Source organism: Neptunicoccus cionae (assembly GCF_014643735.1).
GTDB classification, from domain to species: domain Bacteria; phylum Pseudomonadota; class Alphaproteobacteria; order Rhodobacterales; family Rhodobacteraceae; genus Amylibacter; species Amylibacter cionae.
This window is the reverse complement of the sequence record NZ_BMKA01000001.1, coordinates 204,087-224,231: the sequence shown is the minus strand read 5'-3', so window position 1 is coordinate 224,231 and position 20,145 is coordinate 204,087. Positions and strand designations below refer to the sequence as shown.

The 20,145-nt window shown below is 57.8% G+C and carries 15 protein-coding genes and 1 pseudogene; 3 read left to right on the top strand and 13 right to left on the bottom strand.

The genetic code is table 11. The features are described 5' to 3' along the window. Window positions 1-2: 2 nt before the first annotated feature. The 7 genes and pseudogenes from phoB to IEX10_RS00940 form a co-directional block, all read right to left on the bottom strand. Window positions 3-698, bottom strand: coding sequence for a phosphate regulon transcriptional regulator PhoB (gene phoB, locus IEX10_RS00970; protein WP_188670050.1), 696 nt, complete (start codon window positions 696-698; stop codon window positions 3-5). After that, the gene (gene phoU / locus IEX10_RS00965; RefSeq protein WP_188670049.1) at window positions 695-1,360 is read right to left on the bottom strand and encodes a phosphate signaling complex protein PhoU; all 666 of its coding nucleotides are present in this window, start codon (window positions 1,358-1,360) and stop codon (window positions 695-697) included. The genes phoB and phoU overlap by 4 nt, the downstream gene beginning before the upstream one ends. A 10-nt stretch (window positions 1,361-1,370) precedes the next feature. Next, window positions 1,371-2,135 (bottom strand): phosphate ABC transporter ATP-binding protein PstB, encoded by a 765-nt coding sequence (pstB, locus tag IEX10_RS00960; RefSeq protein ID WP_188670047.1) that lies wholly within the window; start codon window positions 2,133-2,135, stop codon window positions 1,371-1,373. Window positions 2,136-2,139: 4 nt separating this feature from the next. Beyond that, complete coding sequence (gene pstA / locus IEX10_RS00955) at window positions 2,140-3,396, bottom strand: phosphate ABC transporter permease PstA (RefSeq protein ID WP_188670045.1); 1,257 nt, start codon at window positions 3,394-3,396, stop codon at window positions 2,140-2,142. Continuing rightward, a pseudogene (pstC, locus tag IEX10_RS00950) lies at window positions 3,389-4,288 on the bottom strand (phosphate ABC transporter permease subunit PstC); the annotation flags it as partial. The gene pstA and the pseudogene pstC, both read right to left, overlap by 8 nt. Before the next feature lie 125 nt (window positions 4,289-4,413). Next, entirely contained in the window at window positions 4,414-5,448 is a 1,035-nt protein-coding gene (locus tag IEX10_RS00945) for a PstS family phosphate ABC transporter substrate-binding protein (RefSeq protein WP_188670041.1), read from the bottom strand. A gap of 156 nt (window positions 5,449-5,604) precedes the next feature. Next, on the bottom strand, window positions 5,605-6,075 hold the full coding sequence (locus IEX10_RS00940) for an Lrp/AsnC family transcriptional regulator (RefSeq protein ID WP_188670039.1): 471 nt from the start codon (window positions 6,073-6,075) through the stop codon (window positions 5,605-5,607). 135 nt (window positions 6,076-6,210) lie between these two features. Between IEX10_RS00940 and putA the strand changes: the two genes are divergently transcribed. Next, a complete protein-coding gene (gene putA / locus IEX10_RS00935; RefSeq protein ID WP_188670037.1) occupies window positions 6,211-9,681 on the top strand; it encodes a bifunctional proline dehydrogenase/L-glutamate gamma-semialdehyde dehydrogenase PutA in 3,471 nt (1,156 codons plus the stop codon). An 80-nt stretch (window positions 9,682-9,761) separates the two neighbouring features. Here putA and ocd read toward each other — a convergent pair whose 3' ends face one another. The 5 genes from ocd to IEX10_RS00910 form a co-directional block, all read right to left on the bottom strand. Next, a complete protein-coding gene (ocd, locus tag IEX10_RS00930; protein WP_188670035.1) occupies window positions 9,762-10,811 on the bottom strand; it encodes an ornithine cyclodeaminase in 1,050 nt (349 codons plus the stop codon). A 34-nt stretch (window positions 10,812-10,845) separates the two neighbouring features. Beyond that, window positions 10,846-11,802, bottom strand: a complete 957-nt coding sequence (gene rocF, locus IEX10_RS00925; protein ID WP_188670033.1) for an arginase — start codon at window positions 11,800-11,802, stop codon at window positions 10,846-10,848. A gap of 320 nt (window positions 11,803-12,122) precedes the next feature. Continuing rightward, window positions 12,123-14,180, bottom strand: coding sequence for an ABC transporter permease (locus IEX10_RS00920; protein ID WP_188670030.1), 2,058 nt, complete (start codon window positions 14,178-14,180; stop codon window positions 12,123-12,125). Beyond that, window positions 14,177-15,241, bottom strand: coding sequence for a quaternary amine ABC transporter ATP-binding protein (locus IEX10_RS00915; protein WP_188670028.1), 1,065 nt, complete (start codon window positions 15,239-15,241; stop codon window positions 14,177-14,179). The genes IEX10_RS00920 and IEX10_RS00915 overlap by 4 nt, the downstream gene beginning before the upstream one ends. A 3-nt stretch (window positions 15,242-15,244) precedes the next feature. Continuing rightward, window positions 15,245-16,198, bottom strand: a complete 954-nt coding sequence (locus tag IEX10_RS00910; RefSeq protein WP_188670026.1) for an ABC transporter substrate-binding protein — start codon at window positions 16,196-16,198, stop codon at window positions 15,245-15,247. A gap of 126 nt (window positions 16,199-16,324) precedes the next feature. On the opposite strand from IEX10_RS00910, the gene IEX10_RS00905 reads away from it, so the two are divergent. Then, window positions 16,325-17,197 (top strand): DMT family transporter, encoded by an 873-nt coding sequence (locus IEX10_RS00905; protein WP_188670024.1) that lies wholly within the window; start codon window positions 16,325-16,327, stop codon window positions 17,195-17,197. A gap of 124 nt (window positions 17,198-17,321) precedes the next feature. After that, complete coding sequence (locus IEX10_RS00900; protein WP_188670022.1) at window positions 17,322-18,299, top strand: endonuclease/exonuclease/phosphatase family protein; 978 nt, start codon at window positions 17,322-17,324, stop codon at window positions 18,297-18,299. Window positions 18,300-18,313: 14 nt separating this feature from the next. Here the strand turns inward: IEX10_RS00900 and IEX10_RS00895 are convergent, their stop codons facing one another. Next, on the bottom strand, window positions 18,314-20,095 hold the full coding sequence (locus IEX10_RS00895) for a DNA polymerase III subunit gamma/tau (RefSeq protein ID WP_188670021.1): 1,782 nt from the start codon (window positions 20,093-20,095) through the stop codon (window positions 18,314-18,316). Window positions 20,096-20,145: the final 50 nt, after the last annotated feature.

The following is a 20,145-nucleotide window of genomic DNA, read 5'->3' as shown; positions in this document are numbered from 1 at the left end:
GCTCAAGCGGTGGTATCAAGGGAATAGCCAAAGCCGCGAACCGTGCGCACAAAGTCCAGATCGCTGACCTTGGCCAGTTGCTTGCGCAGCCGCCCGATATGCACATCCACGGTGCGGGTATCCACGTTCAGGTTGTCGCCCCAAACACGGTCCAGCAGTTGATCCCGTGACCAAACCCGCCCCGGTGCCTCCATGAACACCCGCAGCAATTTGAACTCCAGCGGACCCAGCGGAATCACCGCATCGGCCAGCGTTACCTTATGCTGCACAAGGTCCATATTCAGCCCTTGATAGACCAGCAAATCGGTCCCGAGCTGGCCCGTGGCTTGGCGCAATCCGGCCCGCACCCGTGCCATCAGCTCGCGCACGGAGTAGGGTTTGACCACATAGTCATCCGCACCGGTATCCAATCCGCGGATTTTGTCGTCTTCTTCGCCGCGCGCAGTCAACATGATTACCGGAATGGTCTTAGTGTCCTTATTGCGCTTCACCTGACGACAGACCTCCAGCCCCGAGGTTCCGGGCAACATCCAGTCAAGAACGATCAGGTCGATGGCCTGTTCTTCTAGGATCAAAAGCCCCTCCTCGCCGGTTTCTGCTTGGAAAACCTCATAACCTTCGACGCTCAGGTTATAGACAAGCATTTCAAGCTGGGAGGACTCATCCTCCACAACCAGTATCTTCGGTCCACTACTCATTGTTCGTACAGTTCCCCTGTGACCAGATAATGCACTTGCTCGGCTATGTTCTTAACCTGATCGCCGGAGCGTTCCATGTTTTTCGAGATAAACAACAAATGGGTGCAGGGTTCGATGTTGCGCGGGTTTTCCATCATGTAGGTCAGCAGCTCGCGGAACAGGGCGTCGGTGCGGTCGTTGATCTCGTCATCCATCGCACTGGCCGATTCGGCTTTGGCCAGATCCCGTTCCACATAGGCCTCCATCACAAGGGCAAGCATCGCAGCCACCTTTTGGGATGTTTCCGCCAAGGTACGCAGAACAGCGCTCATCGCCGAGAAATCATCCACAGCCCGCACGCGGTAGGACAAGGTCTTGGCATAATCGCCCATCCGCTCCAGCGAAGAGGAAATTTTCAGCGTTGTAATCGCGCTGCGCAGGTCTTCGGCCATCGGTTGGCGCAGGGCAATCAGGCGGATCGCCTTTTCGTCGATCTTATTCTCAAGCGCATTGATTTCCGCGTCCGATTTGGCCACCCGCTTGGCGAGCGCTTCGTCCCCGTCCACCAGCGCCTTACCGGAGTTCAGAACCTGCTCGCCCACTTTCGCGGCCATATCAGCCAGCATCGCTTCGATCTTTTTAAGGTCGGTATCAAACCGTGTTACGATATGCGTGTTTTCCATGTCTCTGCTCCTAGCCGATCCGGCCCATAATGTAATTCTGTGTGCGTTCATCTTCGGGCGAGGTAAAGATCGATTTTGTCGGTCCGCTCTCTACCAGCTCTCCGAGGTGGAAAAAGGCAGTGCGCTGGGACACGCGTGCGGCCTGCTGCATGGAGTGGGTGACAATGACAATGGTGAAGTTGCTGCGCAGCTCGTCGATCAGTTCTTCGATGATCGCGGTGGCAATCGGGTCCAGCGCTGAACAAGGTTCGTCCATCAGAACCACTTGCGGCTTCACCGCGATGGTGCGCGCGATACACAAACGCTGCTGCTGGCCGCCGGACAATCCAGTGCCCGGCTGATCGAGCCGGTCTTTGACCTCTTTCCAAAGCCCCGCTTTGATCAGCGACCATTCTACAATTTCATCCATATCCGTTTTGGATTTCGCCAGCCCGTGGATTTTCGGCCCGTAGGCCACGTTTTCATAGATGGACTTCGGGAATGGGTTCGGTTTCTGAAACACCATCCCCACCTTCGCCCGCAGTGCGACCACGTCCACTTCGGGGGCGTAAATATCCTGCCCTTTGATAGTGATGCTGCCTTCCACGCGGCAGATGTCCACCAGATCGTTCATCCGGTTGATGCTGCGCAGAAACGTAGACTTACCACAGCCCGAAGGCCCAATAAGCGATGTGACTTTATTCTCCGGTATATCCAGATTGATTTTGTTAAGCGCCTGCTTTTCACCGTAGAACACATCAACGTCGTTTGCCGAAATAATGGCTGTCTTGGACATAGTCTTAGAACCTTTTTTCGAACCGGCGGCGCAACACGATTGCAAGCAGGTTCATCGTTATCAGGAAGAGCAGCAAGACGATGATCGCTGCGGATGTTTTTTCAAGGAAGGCCCGCTCCGGAGCATCAGCCCACAGGAAAATCTGTACTGGCAGGGCTGTGGCCGGTTCCAGAATGGACTGGGGCACATCGACGATAAAGGCCACCATACCGATCATCAGCAGCGGCGCGGTTTCCCCCAGCGCCTGCGCCATGCCGACAATCGTGCCGGTCATGATACCGGGCAAAGCCAGTGGCGCAACGTGATGGAAGGTCGCCTGCACAGGGCTTGCGCCCATACCAAGGGCCGCTTCACGGATGGACGGCGGCACCGCCCGCAGGCTCGCCCGTGCTGCGATGATGATCGTGGGCAGCGTCATAAGCGACAGCACCAAGCCGCCCACCAGCGGGGAGGAGCGCGGCATTCCAAAGGTGTTCAGCAACATGGACAAGCCAAGCAAACCGAACACAATGGACGGCACCGCAGCAAGGTTATTGATATTCACCTCGATAATGTCCGAGAACCGGTTTTTCGGGGCGAATTCCTCAAGATAGATTGCTGCCATAATGGCCACTGGAAAGGAGAATAAAAAACAAACCAGCAGGGTCAGGGCCGATCCTGTCAGCGCGCTCAGGATACCGGCGAGTTCGGGCTCGCGGCTGTCGCCATTGGTAAAGAAGGACCAGTTGAAGCCCCGCTTTACGTCCCCGTCCGCAACCAGCGTGTCGATCCAGCCGATTTCCTGATCGCTAAGACGGCGTTCGGATTCATCAACCGTGCGATCCACTGTGCCTTTCAGCAGGATGTCCAAATCATCAGAGGCGCGGAACCAGACCTTCGCCTGCGTGCCGATTGCATCAGGATTTGCCAGAACAAACCGTTCCAGCGCGAACCCGGCGTCATTGGACACAAGGCCGTAAAGCTTGCGCCGCTCGGCCCGCTTGTTGGCGTCTGGGAAACGGGCCTTCAGCGCATCCTTAACGATCTTCTCAAACCGCGCATCCTGCGGGTTGGCAGGGTCCACAGCCTCTGGGCCAAGGTCCACGACAATCGCCACATCCGTGGTCGTGAAGGCGCCGGAGCCTTTGTAAAGGATCGAGCCGACCATCACGACAAGAAAGGCAAGCGAGGCAAAGATCGCGCCGCGCCCGTACCATTGGAACCGCTTTTCCGCCAACTTGCGAGATTTCAGCTGGGCTGAAGGAGTGATGAGATCAGTCATATTGTTCCTGATATTTTCTGACAATGCGCAGTGCGACGACGTTCAGCACCAGCGTTGTGACAAACAGCACCAGACCAAGGGCGAAAGCTGACAGGGTTTTGGCACTGTCAAATTCCTGATCGCCGGTCAAAAGTGCAACGATTTGCGCGGTAATAGTGGTGACAGCTTCCAGCGGATTGGCGGTCAGATTGGCCGCAAGCCCTGCCGCCATCACAACGATCATGGTTTCCCCGATCGCACGACTGGCCGCCAGCAACAGCGAACCGGCTATGCCCGGAATGGCAGACGGCAGAACAACCTTGCGGATGGTTTCCGAATGGGTCGCCCCCATGCCTAGGGACGCATCCCGCATCGCCTGTGGCACGGCGTTAATCACATCATCAGACAGCGAGGAAATCAGCGGGATGATCATCATCCCCATGACCAGCCCCGCGGCCAGCGCGCTCTCAGAGGACACGCTCAACCCGACGCTTTCGCCCCCTGCGCGCAGCAGCGGCGCAACAGTCAGGGCGGCGAAGAAGCCGTAAACCACGGTGGGAATACCGGCGAGGATTTCCAGCGCGGGTTTAATCAGATTGCGGCTGCGCTTACTGGCGTATTCCGAAAGGTAAATCGCTGACAGCAAGCCCAGCGGCGTTGCCACACACATGGCGATAAACGAAATCAGCAGCGTGCCGGTAATAAGCGGCACCGCCCCGAACGCGCCCTCGGCTGCAACCTGATCCGCACGCAGCGCCGTTTGCGGGCTCCACTTGGTGCCAAACAGGAAATCCGTCAGGGGAATGCGTTCAAAAAAGCGGAAGGCTTCAAACAGAAGGGACAAAACAATGCCCACAGTGACAGCAACCGCCACCAGTGAACACAGGATCAGCACACCCATCACAAACAGTTCAAACCCTTTCTTGCGCTGGGAGTGAACCAGATCAATGGTCGCGCTATCAGAAGTGGCCATGTGCCATATCCTTTGGTCTTGGGTTTGGGGCGCCCGGTGTCAGGCGCCCCGACAGTTTTTTTCGATTACATCGACAGGTTCATCAGGCCAGTGATGGCCTTCGCGCCCTGCTCGCGCTCTGCTTCGGTCATCGGGATCAAACCCTTGTCCGCCAGATAGCCTTCTTCACCCCAAGCATCCTCGGACGTAAATTCAGCGAGGAACTGTTCGATGCCAGCAACTTCGCCAACGTGGGCTTTCTTCACATAGAAGTACAAGGAACGGGAAACAGGGTAGTCCCCTTCAGCGATCAATTCGAATTCCGGCGCAACACCGTTGATCATGGAACCCTGAACCGCGTCAGAGTTCTGTTCGAGGAAGGAATACCCGAAGATACCAAATGCGGCAGGGTTGGCTTGCAGCTTTTGAACGATCAGGTTGTCGTTTTCACCAGCTTCCACATAAGCACCGTCTTCGCGGATAGTGTGACACAAGGCTTTATAGGCGTTCTTGTCGGTTTTCTTCAGGTCTTTGACCCAATCAACCGCCTTACAACCGCCTTCCATTGCCAGTTCAACAAATGCGTCCCGTGTACCGGATGTCGGTGGCGGACCCAGAACCTCAATCTTTACCGCTGGCAGGTCAGGGTTGATTTCGTTCCACATGGTATAAGGGTTCGGCGTTGTTTCACCGGCTTCACCCGGAACGTCTTTGGCCAGCGCCATGAACAGATCACCAAGCGAAATCGACAGTTGGCCGGACTCTTTGGAGTTGGCCAGCACGATTCCGTCATAACCGATCTTGGCTTCGACAATATCTGTCACACCGTTGTCGGCACACATTTGAACTTCGGATGCTTTGATCCGGCGGGACGCATTGGTGATGTCCGGTGTGTCTTCACCAACACCAGCGCAGAACAGTTTCAAACCACCACCGGAGCCTGTGGACTCTACAACAGGGGTTTTGAATTCGGTGGATTTACCAAAGCGTTCTGCAACAGTTGTCGAGAACGGAAATACTGTTGAAGATCCGACAATTTTGATTTGATCACGGGCGAATGCAGGCGCAGCAGCAGCAGTGGCCAGAGCAATCGCAGATACGCAAAGCGTTTTTGTAAACATGAGGTCCATTCCCATTTTTTCATACGGTCCGATTCGTCTCGGATGAGGCGGTAATACGAAGCCGATGTGACGCTCATATTTCAGTTATGTGACACTTGTTCCGCGTTTGTGTAACAGTTCCATGACGCGGGTTTCGTTCCAAACGGGGTTAAATCCTTAGAATGCTGGGTTCTCTCCGGCATCCTTGACGGATTCCATCGACACATGGGTCGAACTGTTTGCAACATGGGGCAGATTGGAGATCACTTCCCCCAGAATGGACCGATAGGCTTTGATGTCACTGGTGCGCACTTTCAAAAGGTAATCAAAAGCGCCCGCAATCATGTGGCATTCCTCGATCTCGGTCACGGCCCCAACCGCCGTATTGAACGCCTGCAAAGCAGCCTCCCGCGTGTCTGACAGCGTGACCTCTACAAAGGCGATGTGATCCAGCCCCAGTTTGTCCAGATCCAGCACAGCCCGAAAACCGCGGATGAACCCCGTTTCGCGCAACCGCTTTACCCGAAGCTGGCAGGGGGTCTTGGACAATCCCACCAACGCGGTCAGTTCGGTGATCGCCATGCGCCCGTCCCGATGCAACGCCGCAAGGATTTTGCGGTCATATCCGTCTATTTGCCCATCAACCATCCCGCATCCCACCTAATTGCCCATAGATACCTTCATAATTGGGTCAATTTACACCCCATAGCAATAAAAATAGGCACTTCGCCCAAAATACTCGTGGTAATAAGGTCGGGACATAACCCTTCAAGGTGAACAGCCATGACTTCTCTGATTGAATTGCGCCGAACCATCCGTGACCTGCACCTTGCAGACGAGACTCAAATCCTTAGCGACCTGCAATCCCAAAGCGCCATTCCCGAGGCTGTAAAACAAGCCGCAGCTGGTCGCGCCTGCAAGCTGGTCACAGACATCCGTACCAGTGGCGAGACGGGTATGATGGAAGTGTTCATGGCGGAATACGGCCTGTCCACAGATGAAGGCATCGCGCTGATGTGTCTGGCCGAAGCCCTGCTGCGGGTGCCGGATTCCGAAACTGTGGATGCGCTGATCGAGGATAAGATCGCCCCGTCCGACTGGGGCAGCCATCTGGGGAAATCCTCTTCCTCGCTGGTGAACGCCTCCACTTGGGCCTTGATGCTGACAGGTAAGGTGCTGCACGACGAAGAACCCGGCATCGCCGCCACCCTGAAATCTGCTGTACGTCGTCTGGGGGAACCTGTGATCCGCACTGCTGTCTCTCGTGCGATGCGCGAACTCGGGGCGCAATTTGTGCTGGGTCAAACTATCAAGGAAGCCGTATCTCGTGGCAGTGCAAAAGCCCGCAAGGGTTTCACCTATTCCTATGACATGCTGGGCGAAGCTGCGCTGACCGCGAATGACGCGGAGAAATTTTACGACAGCTACGCCGATGCCATCACCCAACTGGCTAAACACTGCAAATCCGATGATATCCGCGAAAACCCCGGTATCTCGATCAAGCTTTCCGCGCTGCACCCCCGCTATGAAGTAGGCCAGAGCGACCGTGTCATGCGCGAGTTGACCGCCAGCACCAAAAGGCTCGCCCGTATGGCGCGCAAGGCTGGCATGGGTTTCAACATCGACGCCGAGGAAGCAGACCGTCTGGACCTGTCCCTTGATGTGATCGAAGCCGTGCTGCGCGATCCCGATCTGGCCGGATGGGACGGCTTCGGTGTGGTGGTCCAAGCCTTTGGAAAACGTTGTTCTGCGGTGCTTGACTGGCTGTACCAACTCTCCAGCGATCTGGACCGCAAGATTATGGTGCGACTGGTGAAAGGCGCGTACTGGGACACGGAAATCAAACGCGCCCAAGTGGAAGGCACAGAAGGGTTTCCGGTGTTCACTCGCAAAGTTGCAACCGACGTGGCCTATATCTGCAACTCGCAAAAGCTGCTGGGGATGACAGACCGCATCTACCCGCAGTTCGCCACCCACAACGCCCACACCGTCGCCGCTATTCTGGAAATGGCCACCGATAAGACAAACTTCGAATTCCAGCGCTTGCACGGTATGGGCGAAGCGCTGCACGACATTGTTCTGAAAAACGAAGGCACCCGCTGCCGGATTTATGCCCCTGTTGGGGCCCATCGGGATTTGCTGGCCTATCTGGTGCGCCGCCTGTTGGAAAACGGCGCGAACTCCAGCTTTGTGAACCAGATCATTGACGAAACCGTCCCCCCCGCAGAGGTCGCCGCCGATCCTTTTGCAGCCTTAGAGACCACGCCTCACAGCCCTGTCGCCCTGCCCGTTGACATTTTTGCCCCGCGCAAGAACTCTCGCGGGTGGGATTTGCACGACCTTGATGATCTCGGCGAAATTGACACCGCCCGCACCCCGTTCCAATCCCATCAATGGCAGGCCAAACCTCTGTTGGTGGCAGAAGTCGTCGGACGGGAAATGATCGACGTGATCAACCCCGCCCGCCCCGAAGATACCGTAGGACATGTCCTGCAAGCCAACTCGGAAGATGCTAAAACCGCCATTGCCAACGCAAAAGTCTGGGATGTGCCCGCATCCGAGCGTGCAAGCGCCTTGCGCAAAGCAGCTGACTTGTATGAGGAAAATTTCGGCGAATTCTTTGCCGTGCTCACGCGCGAGGCAGGAAAAACCCCGATGGATGCCATCGCCGAACTGCGCGAGGCGGTGGATTTCCTGCGCTATTACGCGGATGAGGCCGAGCGCCTTGCCCCGACAGACCCGCGCGGCATCTTCACCTGTATTTCACCGTGGAACTTCCCGCTCGCCATCTTTTCCGGCCAGATCGCAGCGGCATTGGCGGCAGGTAACGCCGTGCTGGCCAAACCGGCGGAACCAACATCGCTAACCGCCTTCGTCGCTGTCACCCTGATGCACCGCGCAGGCGTTCCGCAGTCCGCCCTGCAACTTCTTCCCGGTCGCGGCCGCGACATTGGTGCAGCCCTGACCGGCAGCCCGCAGATCAACGGCACCTGCTTTACCGGCTCCACCGCCACCGCGCAGACCATCAACAAATCGCTCGCCGAACACGCCAGCCCCGACGCCCCTTTGATCGCGGAAACCGGCGGGCTGAACGCGATGATTGTGGACAGCACCGCCCTGCCTGAACAAGCCGTGCGCGACATCATCGCATCGGGCTTCCAATCCGCAGGCCAGCGCTGTTCCGCCCTGCGTGTTTTGTACGTGCAGGAAGATGTGGCCGAACCTTTCTTTGAAATGCTGTTTGGCGCGATGGACGAACTGGTGCTCGGCAACCCTTGGGAGTACGCCACGGATGTGGGGCCAGTGATCAACGAAGGCGCTGCCAAAGGCATCCGCGATCATATCGCAGCTGCCCGCAAGGAAGGCCGCGTGCTAAAGGAATTGCGCACGCCCGACAGCGGCACCTTTGTTGCACCTACCGTGATCAGAGTGGATGGCATCAAGGATCTGGAGCAAGAAATCTTCGGACCTGTGATCCACGTTGCCACCTACCGCGCCGACCAGCTCGACACGATTGTTGATGACATTAACGATACCGGCTTTGGCCTGACATTCGGAATGCACTCGCGCATTGATGACCGGATTGACCAGGTCACGGCCCGTCTGAATGTTGGTAACATGTATATCAACCGCAACCAGATCGGCGCGATTGTCGGATCGCAACCCTTTGGCGGAGAAGGACTGTCAGGCACCGGACCCAAAGCCGGCGGCCCGAACTACGTCAAACGCTTCACCGCCACCGCCGCGCAACATATCGCAGCAGAAACAGGGGCGGCTGCGGATGAACAGTCCGTGCAAAACGCCTTGGACACGATGAACGCAATCCGCCGCCCGCGCCTGTCCTCTGAACTGCTGCCCGGCCCGACAGGGGAAAGCAACCAGCTCTCTACTTTCGGGCGCGGCACGGTCCTGTGCCTCGGCCCGACACCGGAAGCCGCCGCAGAACAAGCCCGCATCGCCCGCCAGAACGGCTGCGCCGCTCTGGAAGTCGCACCGGAGGTCAGCAACGGTGTCGGTGGAACCCTGTCGCCAGATGCCCTCCGCCGCTTGAGCGGCTTTGATATCGTAGCCCTTTGGTCCACGTCCGACGATCAAACCGCCGCCCGCCGCGCCCTCGCCGCGCGAAATGGCCGCCTGATCCCACTGGTCACAGGCGACGATCTGGCCGAACACTGCATCCTTGAACGCCACATCTGCATCGACACCACAGCCGCAGGCGGCAACGCCGCCCTGCTCGCCTCAGTTGAGGGGTAACCCCCGCTTCCATTTTCTACAAATATCCGCGCCGCAGGCATTCCCCTCCCTTTTACGGGAGGGGGATTTTTCTGATCCGCTTAACCGGCCCGCTGCACCATTCCGAACAAATCACGTGGATCGTCGGGGTCGGCCAGCATGTCGAGATCCTGATAAAACATTGTGTTCTTCAGCCGGTCCCGCACATACCGCAGGGCCGAGAAATCCTCGACCGCAAAGCCCACGCCGTCAAACAGGGTGATCTGACGGTCAGAGGTGCGGCCCTTGGCGGTGCCGTTGATCACCTGCCACATCTCGGTGACGGCAAAGTCTTCCGGCATCTGCTGGATTTCACCCTCCACCCGCGTCTGCGGTGGATACTCCACGAACACATCAGAGCGTTTGAGGATATCTGCGTGCAGTTCTGTCTTGCCCGGGCAGTCGCCGCCAATGGCGTTGATGTGGACACCCGCGCCGACCATGTTGTCGGTCAGAATGGTGGCGTATTGCTTGTCGGCGGTGCAGGTGGTGATGATCTGCGCCCCCTCGATCGCTTCTTCGGGCGTTTTACACGCGACCAGTTCCAGCCCCTGCCCTTCAAGGTTCTTCATCGCTTTGGCGGTGGCCGCGCTGTCGATGTCAAACAGGCGCAGTTTCTCGACCCCGACGATGGCTTTCATCGCCAGCGCCTGAAACTCTGATTGCGCGCCGTTCCCGATCATCGCCAAAGTCTTCGCCCCTTTTGGCGCCAGATGTTTGGCGACCATCGCGCTGGTCGCTGCTGTGCGCAGCGCCGTGAGGATCGTCATCTCCGACAGCAACACCGGATAGCCGTTGCCCACATTGGCCAGCAAGCCAAAGGCGGTAACGGTCTGCAAACCCTCTTTCGTGTTCTTGGGGTGGCCGTTTACGTATTTGAAGCCGTAAACCTCGCCGTCCGAAGTCGGCATCAGTTCAATTACGCCTTCGGAAGAATGGCTTGCGACACGGGGTGTTTTGTCGAACAGTTCCCAGCGCTTGAAGTCTTCCTCGATGTAGTCGGCGATCTCTGTCAGCATGGTTTCCAGCCCGACGAAATGGATCAGCCGCATCATATTATCGACGCTGACAAAAGGCACCATGGCCAGTTTGGACGGGTTAAGTTTGGTCATCTTCATATCTCCAATAATCTTGTCACTTGGCGGCTTAATGCACGCCGGGTCCGGTCTTGAGGCCGGAAAAACTCTCGGTCGGGCGGTCAAACACGCGCCGCCCCATCAGGCTCGCCACCAGATCCACCATCAGCGTTGCGGTCTTGCCGCGTTCATCAAGGATCGGGTTCAGTTCAACCAGATCAAGCGAGCTGACCAATCCACTGTCGCAAAGCATCTCCATCACCAGATGGCCTTCGCGAAAGGTCGCACCGCCTGGCACGGTTGTGCCAACGGCAGGCGCGATAGAGGGGTCTAGGAAATCCACATCGAGGCTGACATGCAGCAGCCCGTTCTGTTCGGCCACTTGCTGCAAGAACCCCCGCAACAAGGGCGCGATCCCGTTTTCATCAATCGCCCGCATATCGTGCAAAATGAAATCATGCCGCGACAGTTCCGCCTTTTCCGCCCCGTCCACAGAGCGCAGCCCGATCATGCAAACCTGCGATGGCGGCACGGGGGCTTCCAGTTCGGGGAAACCGACAAAGCCGTCCCGCCCACAAACATAACCCACCGGCGTTCCGTGCAGGTTACCCGAGGCGGTCGTCAGCGGGGAATGGTAGTCGCTGTGAGCATCAAGCCACAGAACGAACTGCGGCCGGCCCTGTTCTTGCGCATGGGCAGCAACACCGGACACAGTGCCAAGGGACAGGCTGTGATCGCCCCCCATAAAGATCGGGAACCCCAGCCCCATTGCATCCTTGGCCGCAGTTTTCAGGGATTTGGTCCATGCAATGGTCTCGCCCAGTGCAAAGACTTCGGGGTTGTCACTGCTGGCCGGTTCAATTGACCCCATCGCCACATTGCCCCGATCTTCTACGTTAAAGCCCAGCGCCGTCAGCGTGTCCGCCAATCCGGCCACGCGGTAGGCATCTGGCCCCATCAAGCAACCTTGCCGGCGTTTGCCGGAATCCACAGGGGCTCCGATCAAGATACAGGTTTTGCTATCCATCCGGTGTTCCTTTCTTAAACATGTTGAAGATGCCCCGCTCTCCCGACATCCGTCAGGGCCGCAAACATCTTATCCGATTGACCACCTTTTCAGCAGGCGGCAGTTCTGGAGAGGGGGCTTCAGCAGCTACCTTCGTAGCCCGTGTCATCCCGTCATCGCGCATGTTCCGAGGGCCATCCCCCGACGGGAACCAAACGCCACTGGCGTTATTCCTAGGGTCTTTTTAGCGGAAATTTCCGCCAAGTAAACACCCAGCAGGGTCTGCAACGGTTAACAGGAGGGACACAGCCCCTCCTGTTAAGTGATGTATCGCGGTCCGTTTACAGCCCCAGCGCCTTGCGCCGTTCCTCGGCAAAGCCCTGCACCAACCTGTCCGCCACCAGCGCAAGGATCGCCATCGCGGCCCCTGCGGTGATGCCCAGCCCCACATCCGCCCGACCGAGCGCGATGTAGATGGATTGCCCCAGACCGGTGGTACCGATCAGCGCGGCAATCACCAGCATGGCAAAGGCATAAAGGATGGTCTGGTTCAGCCCCAGAAGGATCGTCGGTGCCGCATAAGGTGCCCGCACCTCACGCATGATCTGCCAGTTGGTCGCCCCGCTAGAGGTCGCCGCTTCGATCATGTCCTCCGGTGTTGTGACCAAACCGTGCCGCGTGTAGCGGATCATCGGGACGATGGCGTAGGCGATGATCGCGAGAAAGGCGCTGAACTCTCCGATCTGGAAGAACATCAGCATTGGGATCAAAAAGACGAACAGCGGGATGGTTTGCAGCATGTCGCAGACCGGATGGATCACGGCCCAAGCCGTGCGACTGACCGCAGCCCACAGCCCCAGCGCGCCGCCCAGAACGGCGCAGGTGAACACCGCAGCGCCGGACAGATACAGCGACAGCAAGGCGCGGTCCCACAGGCCGGAAATCAGGATCAGCCCCAGCAGTCCGACACATAGAACCGACAGCCGCCAGCCCGATGACACCCAGCCCAGCGCCCCAACGCCAACCAGCACAAATATCCACGGCAATTGCGTCACGCCGGTTTCAATCACCCCGATCAGCAGCAACAGGCACAGCCCCAGCGTCAGTCGCCCCTGCCACGCAAGTACCGCCGCAAGGGTCACACCAATCGCATAGACCCAAGCGGACATGGCGGCGGTCCACTGGAACCCCCAAGTGAACGGAAGCACCGCATCATCAAGACCGATCCGCAAAGGCAGCAGCACATAAAACATCGCGGTATTTTTCACCGTATCAAGCGTTGTGCCATAGACCCGCGTGAAATCCCCGACCGACTGGTCGACCGCATCCGCAACCCCGCCAAAGTAGCTAAGCGTTCCGGCATCAGGCAGAATATCCCGCAAGACAACAGCTGCTACCAGCGAAGCGACGATGATCCACCAGACCACCCGCGTGCTATAACGCCGCCGCTCTTGCGCAAGCGCACCTGACATGCGGTCAATCACAATCGCAAAAACCACGATCACCAAACCGGCCAGAAAGGACTGCCCGAACTGGGCTTTGCGCATGGTCAGCAGAACTTCCCAACCGATGTCGTTAAAGCCGCCGATGACAGCAGCGATGATAACCATCGACAGCGCGGCCATCAGGCTTTGGTTTACGCCGACCATGATCTGGGTCATCGCGCTTGGCAACTCCACCAGAAACAACTGCTGTGCACGGGTGCCACCGGACATTACGGCAGCTTCTTTAATCTCGGACTCTACCCGCTCCAGCCCCAGCAACACATTGCGTGCCATTGGCGGCGCGGCGTAGATCGCGCTGGCAATCAGACCGACCACAGGGCCAAAGCCAAACAACAACAGCAGCGGTGTCAGATAGGCAAAGGTCGGGATTGTCTGCATCAGATCAAGCACCGCCTCGACCGCCTTTTTCACACGGGCGACCTCATAGGCCAGAATACCGATTGCCGTACCCAGCAACAGCGCTAACGGCACGGAAACAAACACCAGTGCCAGCGTGTTCATGCTCTCGACCCAGTAACCCGAAGCCAGAACAAACAGCAGACCGAAAAACCCGAGCGCTGCCATCTTCAGCCCGCCCAGATACCAGCCAACCGCCGTCGTCATACCAATCACCACCACCCAAGGGGTGGACACCAGCAGCCAGTTCGCCGCTGCCATCCCAAAGCCAAGCACCCAACTCACCCACCGCATGGCAGGTTTAATCAGGTCAAAAAACGCGCCCAACCCTTGGGAAATCCATTCGGACATGGGAACGGTCAGGACCGATGGCCAAGCCACAAGCCACGGTGCATAAGGGGCGGCCAGCAGGCACAGCAGCCCGACAAAAACCACCAACGCCGCAGCCTGTTTGCCCTTACTGTCCAGCGCAGTTGTCAAAGGGGAAAGACCGCTCATGTGGATTGTGCCTCTCCAACAGCGCGGGCCAGTGCTTCGGGGTGTAACAAACCAACGACCCTACCCTCCCCGTCTCGCACGGCCATCGGCTCAAACGTCAGCGCACAAGCGCTAAGCGCATCATCAAGCGTCATCGCAGTGCGCAGCTCCGGCCCGCCTCTGTCAGGGGCAACGTCCACCGGCTCCATCAACGCTTCGAGCGTCATGTGACGGCCTTTTGGAATATCGCGGCTGAACTCCCGCACGTAATCATCCACCGGATTAAGCACGATCTCGCTCGGTGTGCCGATCTGAACGATCACCCCGTCGCGCATAATCGCAATGCGGTCCGCCAACTTCAGCGCTTCCCCGATGTCGTGGGTGATAAACACAATGGATTTGCGCAGGGTGGCCTGAATGTTCAGAAACTCATCCTGCAACTGCCGCCGGATCAGCGGGTCGAGCGCGGAAAACGGTTCATCCAGAAACCACACATCGGGATTGACCGCCAAAGACCGCGCAATGCCAACGCGCTGGCGCTGCCCGCCCGAAAGCTCGCGCGGGTAGGCATCTTCGCGCCCGCCAAGACCGACCAGTTCGATCACTTCCATCGCACGCGCACGCCGTTCCTTCAGGCCAACACCCTTCATCTTGATCGGAAAGGCCACGTTGTCGACCACACTCATGTGCGGGAACAGACCAAAGTGCTGGAATACCATCCCCAGCTTGTCCCGACGCAGTTCTATCATCCGGCGTTTGCTGGCGGCGAGGATATCCTCACCGGCCATCAAAACGCTGCCGCTTGTGGGTTCAACCAGACGGGACATACAGCGGATCAGGGTAGATTTCCCCGAACCCGACAGCCCCATGATCACGAACAGCTCGCCTTCTTTCACCGTAAAGCTGGCGTCCTGCACAGCAGGAATTAACCCTTGTTCCTTAAGTCGGCGGGCCACACCATCCGTTGTGGCCGCGCCGGGTTTTAACAGTTCGGACAGCGCAGGTCTGGCACCATCGCCAAAGACCTGCCACAGACCATCCACCGCAATCGCCGGAGCATCCGGCCCGCCTGTCCCTGTCATGGTTTAGTTGATCGCCGCGTCAACGACTGGCTTCCAAGTGGCTTCATTGGCCGCCATCCATTCCGAAACAACCTCTTCGACAGCGCCGCCGTCCACATCGACTGCGCCCATAAGCGGCTGTTGTGCAGCGATGTCGAGCTTGTAGTTCTCAAGGATTTCATAAGCAGCAGGCCATTTTTCTTCAAATCCGGCCCAGCTTGTTTTGAAAATGCGGGTGGAGCTGAAATCACAATCGCTGGTCTCGTTCGGGTTCACACCCCACGCCGGATCGCTAAAGCAGGCCTCTTCCGCTGCTGGCAGGTCCACGAATTTCACATCATACGCAGACATCGCCCAATGAGGCTGCCAGAACACGATCAGCAGCGGCGACTTCTTCTCGGTCGATGCGCGCAGTTCTGCAATCAACGCGCCTTCGGAACCCGCAGGCACCGCTTTGAATGGCAGTCCAAGACCCGTCACACGATCAGCACCAGGTGTACCCCAATCCGCCGGATAATCGACCAAACGCCCCATCGGCAGGGTCTCGGCTGTCGCAAACTTGCCCGCGCAATCCTTCAGCGCTTCCCAAGCTGGCAGGCCGGGGCAGAGTTCTTCAACATGGCTCGGATAGGCATAGCCCTCCCGTGCGACCAGACCCAGATCGGAAATCTCGGTCACAGTGCCTTCGGCTTCCAGCTTGGCAAACTGGTCGGACACATTGGAAGACCAGACTTCAAGCGCGGCGTGAACCTCGCCGTCGGCCATCGCTTGCCACATGTTCATATAACCGGCAGTGGTATATTCAACGGTGTAACCGGCAGCTTCCAGCATCTGGCCCGCAATGTGGGTCGAGATGTGCTGTCCGGTCCATTCATTCACAGCCAGCTTGATCGGCTCGTCCACAGCGCCCATATCAGCAGCTTGCGCGCCGGTGGAAAGTGCCATAACCGATGCAGCAGATAGCAATAGTTTTCTCATGTGTTTCTCCCTGAAGTTTTTTTATTGACTGATGAATCAATATAAATAGCGTTGCACACCGGCTGACAAGTTTTTATTGCGGAAATGGGCCTATACGGGGTCTCGGACTATATAAGTGCAGGCAAAATGACCAAATCTTCCTACCTACCGGTGTGGCTCGCCTTTGTTTGCGCATTGTTTTGGGGGCTGTGGTGGCTGCCAGTTCGTGCGCTCGAATCATCCGGACTGGACGGTGCATGGGCGGGAACCGCGATGAACGCAGGGGCTTTGCCCGTCTTGCTATTGTTGTTTTTCGCCCGTTCGGGACGCCGCCGGACCGACCTGCGCGCCATGGCAAGCGGGGCTCTGATCGGCGGGGCGATGGTGCTTTATTCTGCGGCAATTACCGAAACCACCGTAGTGCGCGCGGTTCTGCTGTTCTATCTCGCTCCGGCTTGGGCGATCGGGATAGAATGGCTGTTCATGGGGCGCAAGTTGCGATGGATCAACGGCCTTGCACTCGTGCTGGCGGTCTGTGGCGTTACCCTAATCTTCCGCGGCCAAATCAGCCTGTCCCACTGGAATCTTGGCGATCTTCTTGCGCTTTTGTCTGGGATGTGTTGGGCGGTCGGTTCAGCCTTGGTCTTCACCGGACCCGACATCGGCGCGCGAACCCTGGGCCTGTTCGGCTGCGTTGGCGGTATGGTCATTGGAACCGCTCTTGCGTTTGGCACCGGTCACGCTCTTCCCGCGCCAGTCGATCCACTCGAACCTGTGATGCTCGCGCTCGCGAGTGGTATGCTTTACATTGCTCCTGTACTTGTGGCCACGCTATGGTCTGCCCGAAGGCTAAACCCAACGCTCCTGTCCTTCCTGCTTACCGGAGAGATCATTTCCGGCATTGCCTCAAGCGCAATCTTTTTGTCCGAGCCTTTCGGCTGGCCGGAACTCGTCGGATCAGCCTTGGTGATCAGCGCAGCCCTAACCGAAGTCATAGCCCCGAAACCATCCGTATCCTGACCTGTAACCTCTTCAATGTTCCAAAAATACTCAAGTATTCTTCACAGGTCCCTTTCCCACACAACACCATCACACTAGCTTGTTTGTCCAAGACACTGCGCCCCAAATAGAAGGCCTCTGGTTAATGGTCACACTCCTGAAGACGCTGCTCTGGCTTTTATTCCTGTCAGTCGCCGTCACTACAGCCCTACCATTCATCCCCTCAAACGAGTGGTGGATCAGAGGTTGGGACTTTCCGCGTCTTCACATTGCCACACTGGCGGCCGTCTGCTGCCTTGCAACGCTTTGGCTGCGTCCGGCAGGCTATTTGTGGGTTTTAGTGATCAGCCTCGGCGTACTTGTGTACCAGTCCGCAAAAATCATTCCCTACACATCCCTTTACCCGACCGAACTGGCGCTGGAACCGCTTCATCCGGATGCAGAGATTTTCACCGTCACATCCATTAACGTCCTAAAAGAAAACGAGGATCGCCAACAGATCGCTGACTACATCCGGAAAGAACAACCCGCAGTGCTGTTGCTTATGGAAACGGACGATACATGGCGCGCTGCCTTGGCCGAGGTGTTGTCTCTTTACAAAACTGTGGAATATCATCCGCACAAAACCCACTACGGGATGATTTTTGCGACCAATCTCGTGGTCGAGGATTTCGCCTTCCGACTGCTTAGCAGCGACGACACGCCAACGGCTGTTGCCTTGCTGGTGGCACCGAACGGCGCGCGTTTCAGCTATATCGGGCTGCACCCCAAACCACCTATTCCGGGCGAGGATACTGACGAACGGGACGCACAGCTTTTACGGGCGGCAACCATCGCTCATAAGCGCGAACTTCCGGTGATCTGCATCGGGGATTTCAATGATGTGGCGTGGTCGCGCACCTCAAAGCACATAAAAGAAAGGGGCGATTTCCTCGACCCGCGGGTCGGGCGCGGCTTTTATTCCAGCTTTGATGCGACCCATCCCCTGTTACGCTTTCCGATAGACCAGCTATTTGTGACCAAAGAGGTTAAAATGGTCTCATTCGGGCGTGGCCCCCATGTGGGATCGGATCATTTCCCGATGGAAGCCACCGTCTATATCGAGCCCGCGCTCACGCAATAGCAGCGCAAGCAGGCTTAATCGTCCTCGAACGGGTCCCAGTCATCGTCGAGCATTTGTGCTTCGAGTTCTTCCTCTGGATCGGCGGTGATTTCCTCAAGCGACCGGATATCGCGGATTTCTGCGCCTGGAAAGCGGGACATGGCGGCCATCACAAGGGGATGCTGCAAGGCGCGGCCCTGAAGGTCACTCCGATGCGCGGCCTTTTGTTCGGACACAGTATCCGCCCCGCCCGTGGACACCACGGACACCCCCCAGCGCACACCGGTCCATGTCTGCAACCGTGCCGCCAACCGTGAGGCCAGATCCGTCGGCGCGTCATCCGTGGGCTGGAATTCAATCCGCCCCGGCGTGTATTTCGCCAGCCGGAGATAGTTTTCAACCTCCACCAGCAGCTTCATATCCCGCCGCGCACGGATCAAATCGACCACCTGATCAAACCGCACGAACCGCGCCAGCGCCTGTTCGGTGTCGGGCTGACCCGAAGGCACCGCACCGCCGCCTGCGATCATCGCCACCGGCGCACCGGCGGACGGGCCACCCCCAATCGTACCGGCATTAGGAACGCTGCCGCCCTGCGTCGGGGCACCGGCGCTTCCACCTGCACCACCACCGGGAAGTGGTGGGGGCGTCGGCGCATTGTGCAGCCGACGTACAAGATCTTCGGGGCTTGGCAATTCCGCCACATGTGTCAGCCGGATAATCGCCATTTCGGCCGCCATCATCCCGTTCGGCGCGACCGAGACTTCTTCCAGCGCCTTTAACAACATCTGCCACATCCGCGTCAGCGCCCGCATTGGCAAGGCTTCGGCTGCGGTTTTACCACGGGTGCGCTCATCCGGTGAAACGGTTGGATCATCAGCCGCTTCGGGCGAGATTTTAATGACCGAAACCCAATGGGTCACTTCCGCCAAATCACGCAGCACCGCCAGCGGGTCGGCGCCTTCGGCATATTGGCCCGACAATTCGTTCAACGCCCCCGCCGCATCGCCCTTCATGATCATGTCGAACAGGTCCAGAACCCGCCCGCGATCTGCCAGCCCAAGCATGGCGCGGACCTGATCCGCGCTGGTTTCGCCAACGCCGTGGGCAATCGCCTGATCGAGCAGCGACATCGCATCCCGCACCGATCCTTCCGCAGCCCGCGCAATCAACGCCAGCGCATCCTCTGCCACCTGCGCGTTTTCCTTGGCAGCAATCTTCTGCAGATGGGCGATCATCACTTCGGGTTCAATCCGGCGCAAATCAAACCGCTGGCAGCGGCTAAGGACCGTGACGGGGATCTTGCGGATTTCGGTCGTCGCAAAAATAAATTTGACGTGCTCGGGGGGTTCTTCCAGCGTTTTCAACAGCGCGTTAAACGCACCGTTGGACAGCATGTGAACCTCATCGATGATATAAATTTTAAACCGCGCCGATGCTGCACGGTAATGGACGGAATCGATAATCTCGCGGATGTTGGCCACGCCGGTATTGGACGCCGCGTCCATCTCCATCACGTCCACATGACGCCCCTCGGAAATGGCGACACACATATCACAAACGCCGCAAGGGTCCGTTGTCGGCCCGCCCTGCCCGTCCGGTCCGATACAGTTCATCCCCTTGGCCACAATCCGCGCTGTGGTGGTTTTGCCGGTGCCGCGAATGCCTGTCAGAACAAAGGCATGGGCGATCCGGTCCGCCGCAAAAGCGTTTTTCAGGGTGCGCACCATAGCATCCTGACCAATCAGATCTTCAAAGGTCGCAGGACGGTACTTGCGTGCCAGAACCTGATAGCCTGTGTTTGCCTCTTGCGTCATGATCTACCCTGTACCACGTTAGATTCGTATCCCTTACAAAACCCTAAAGC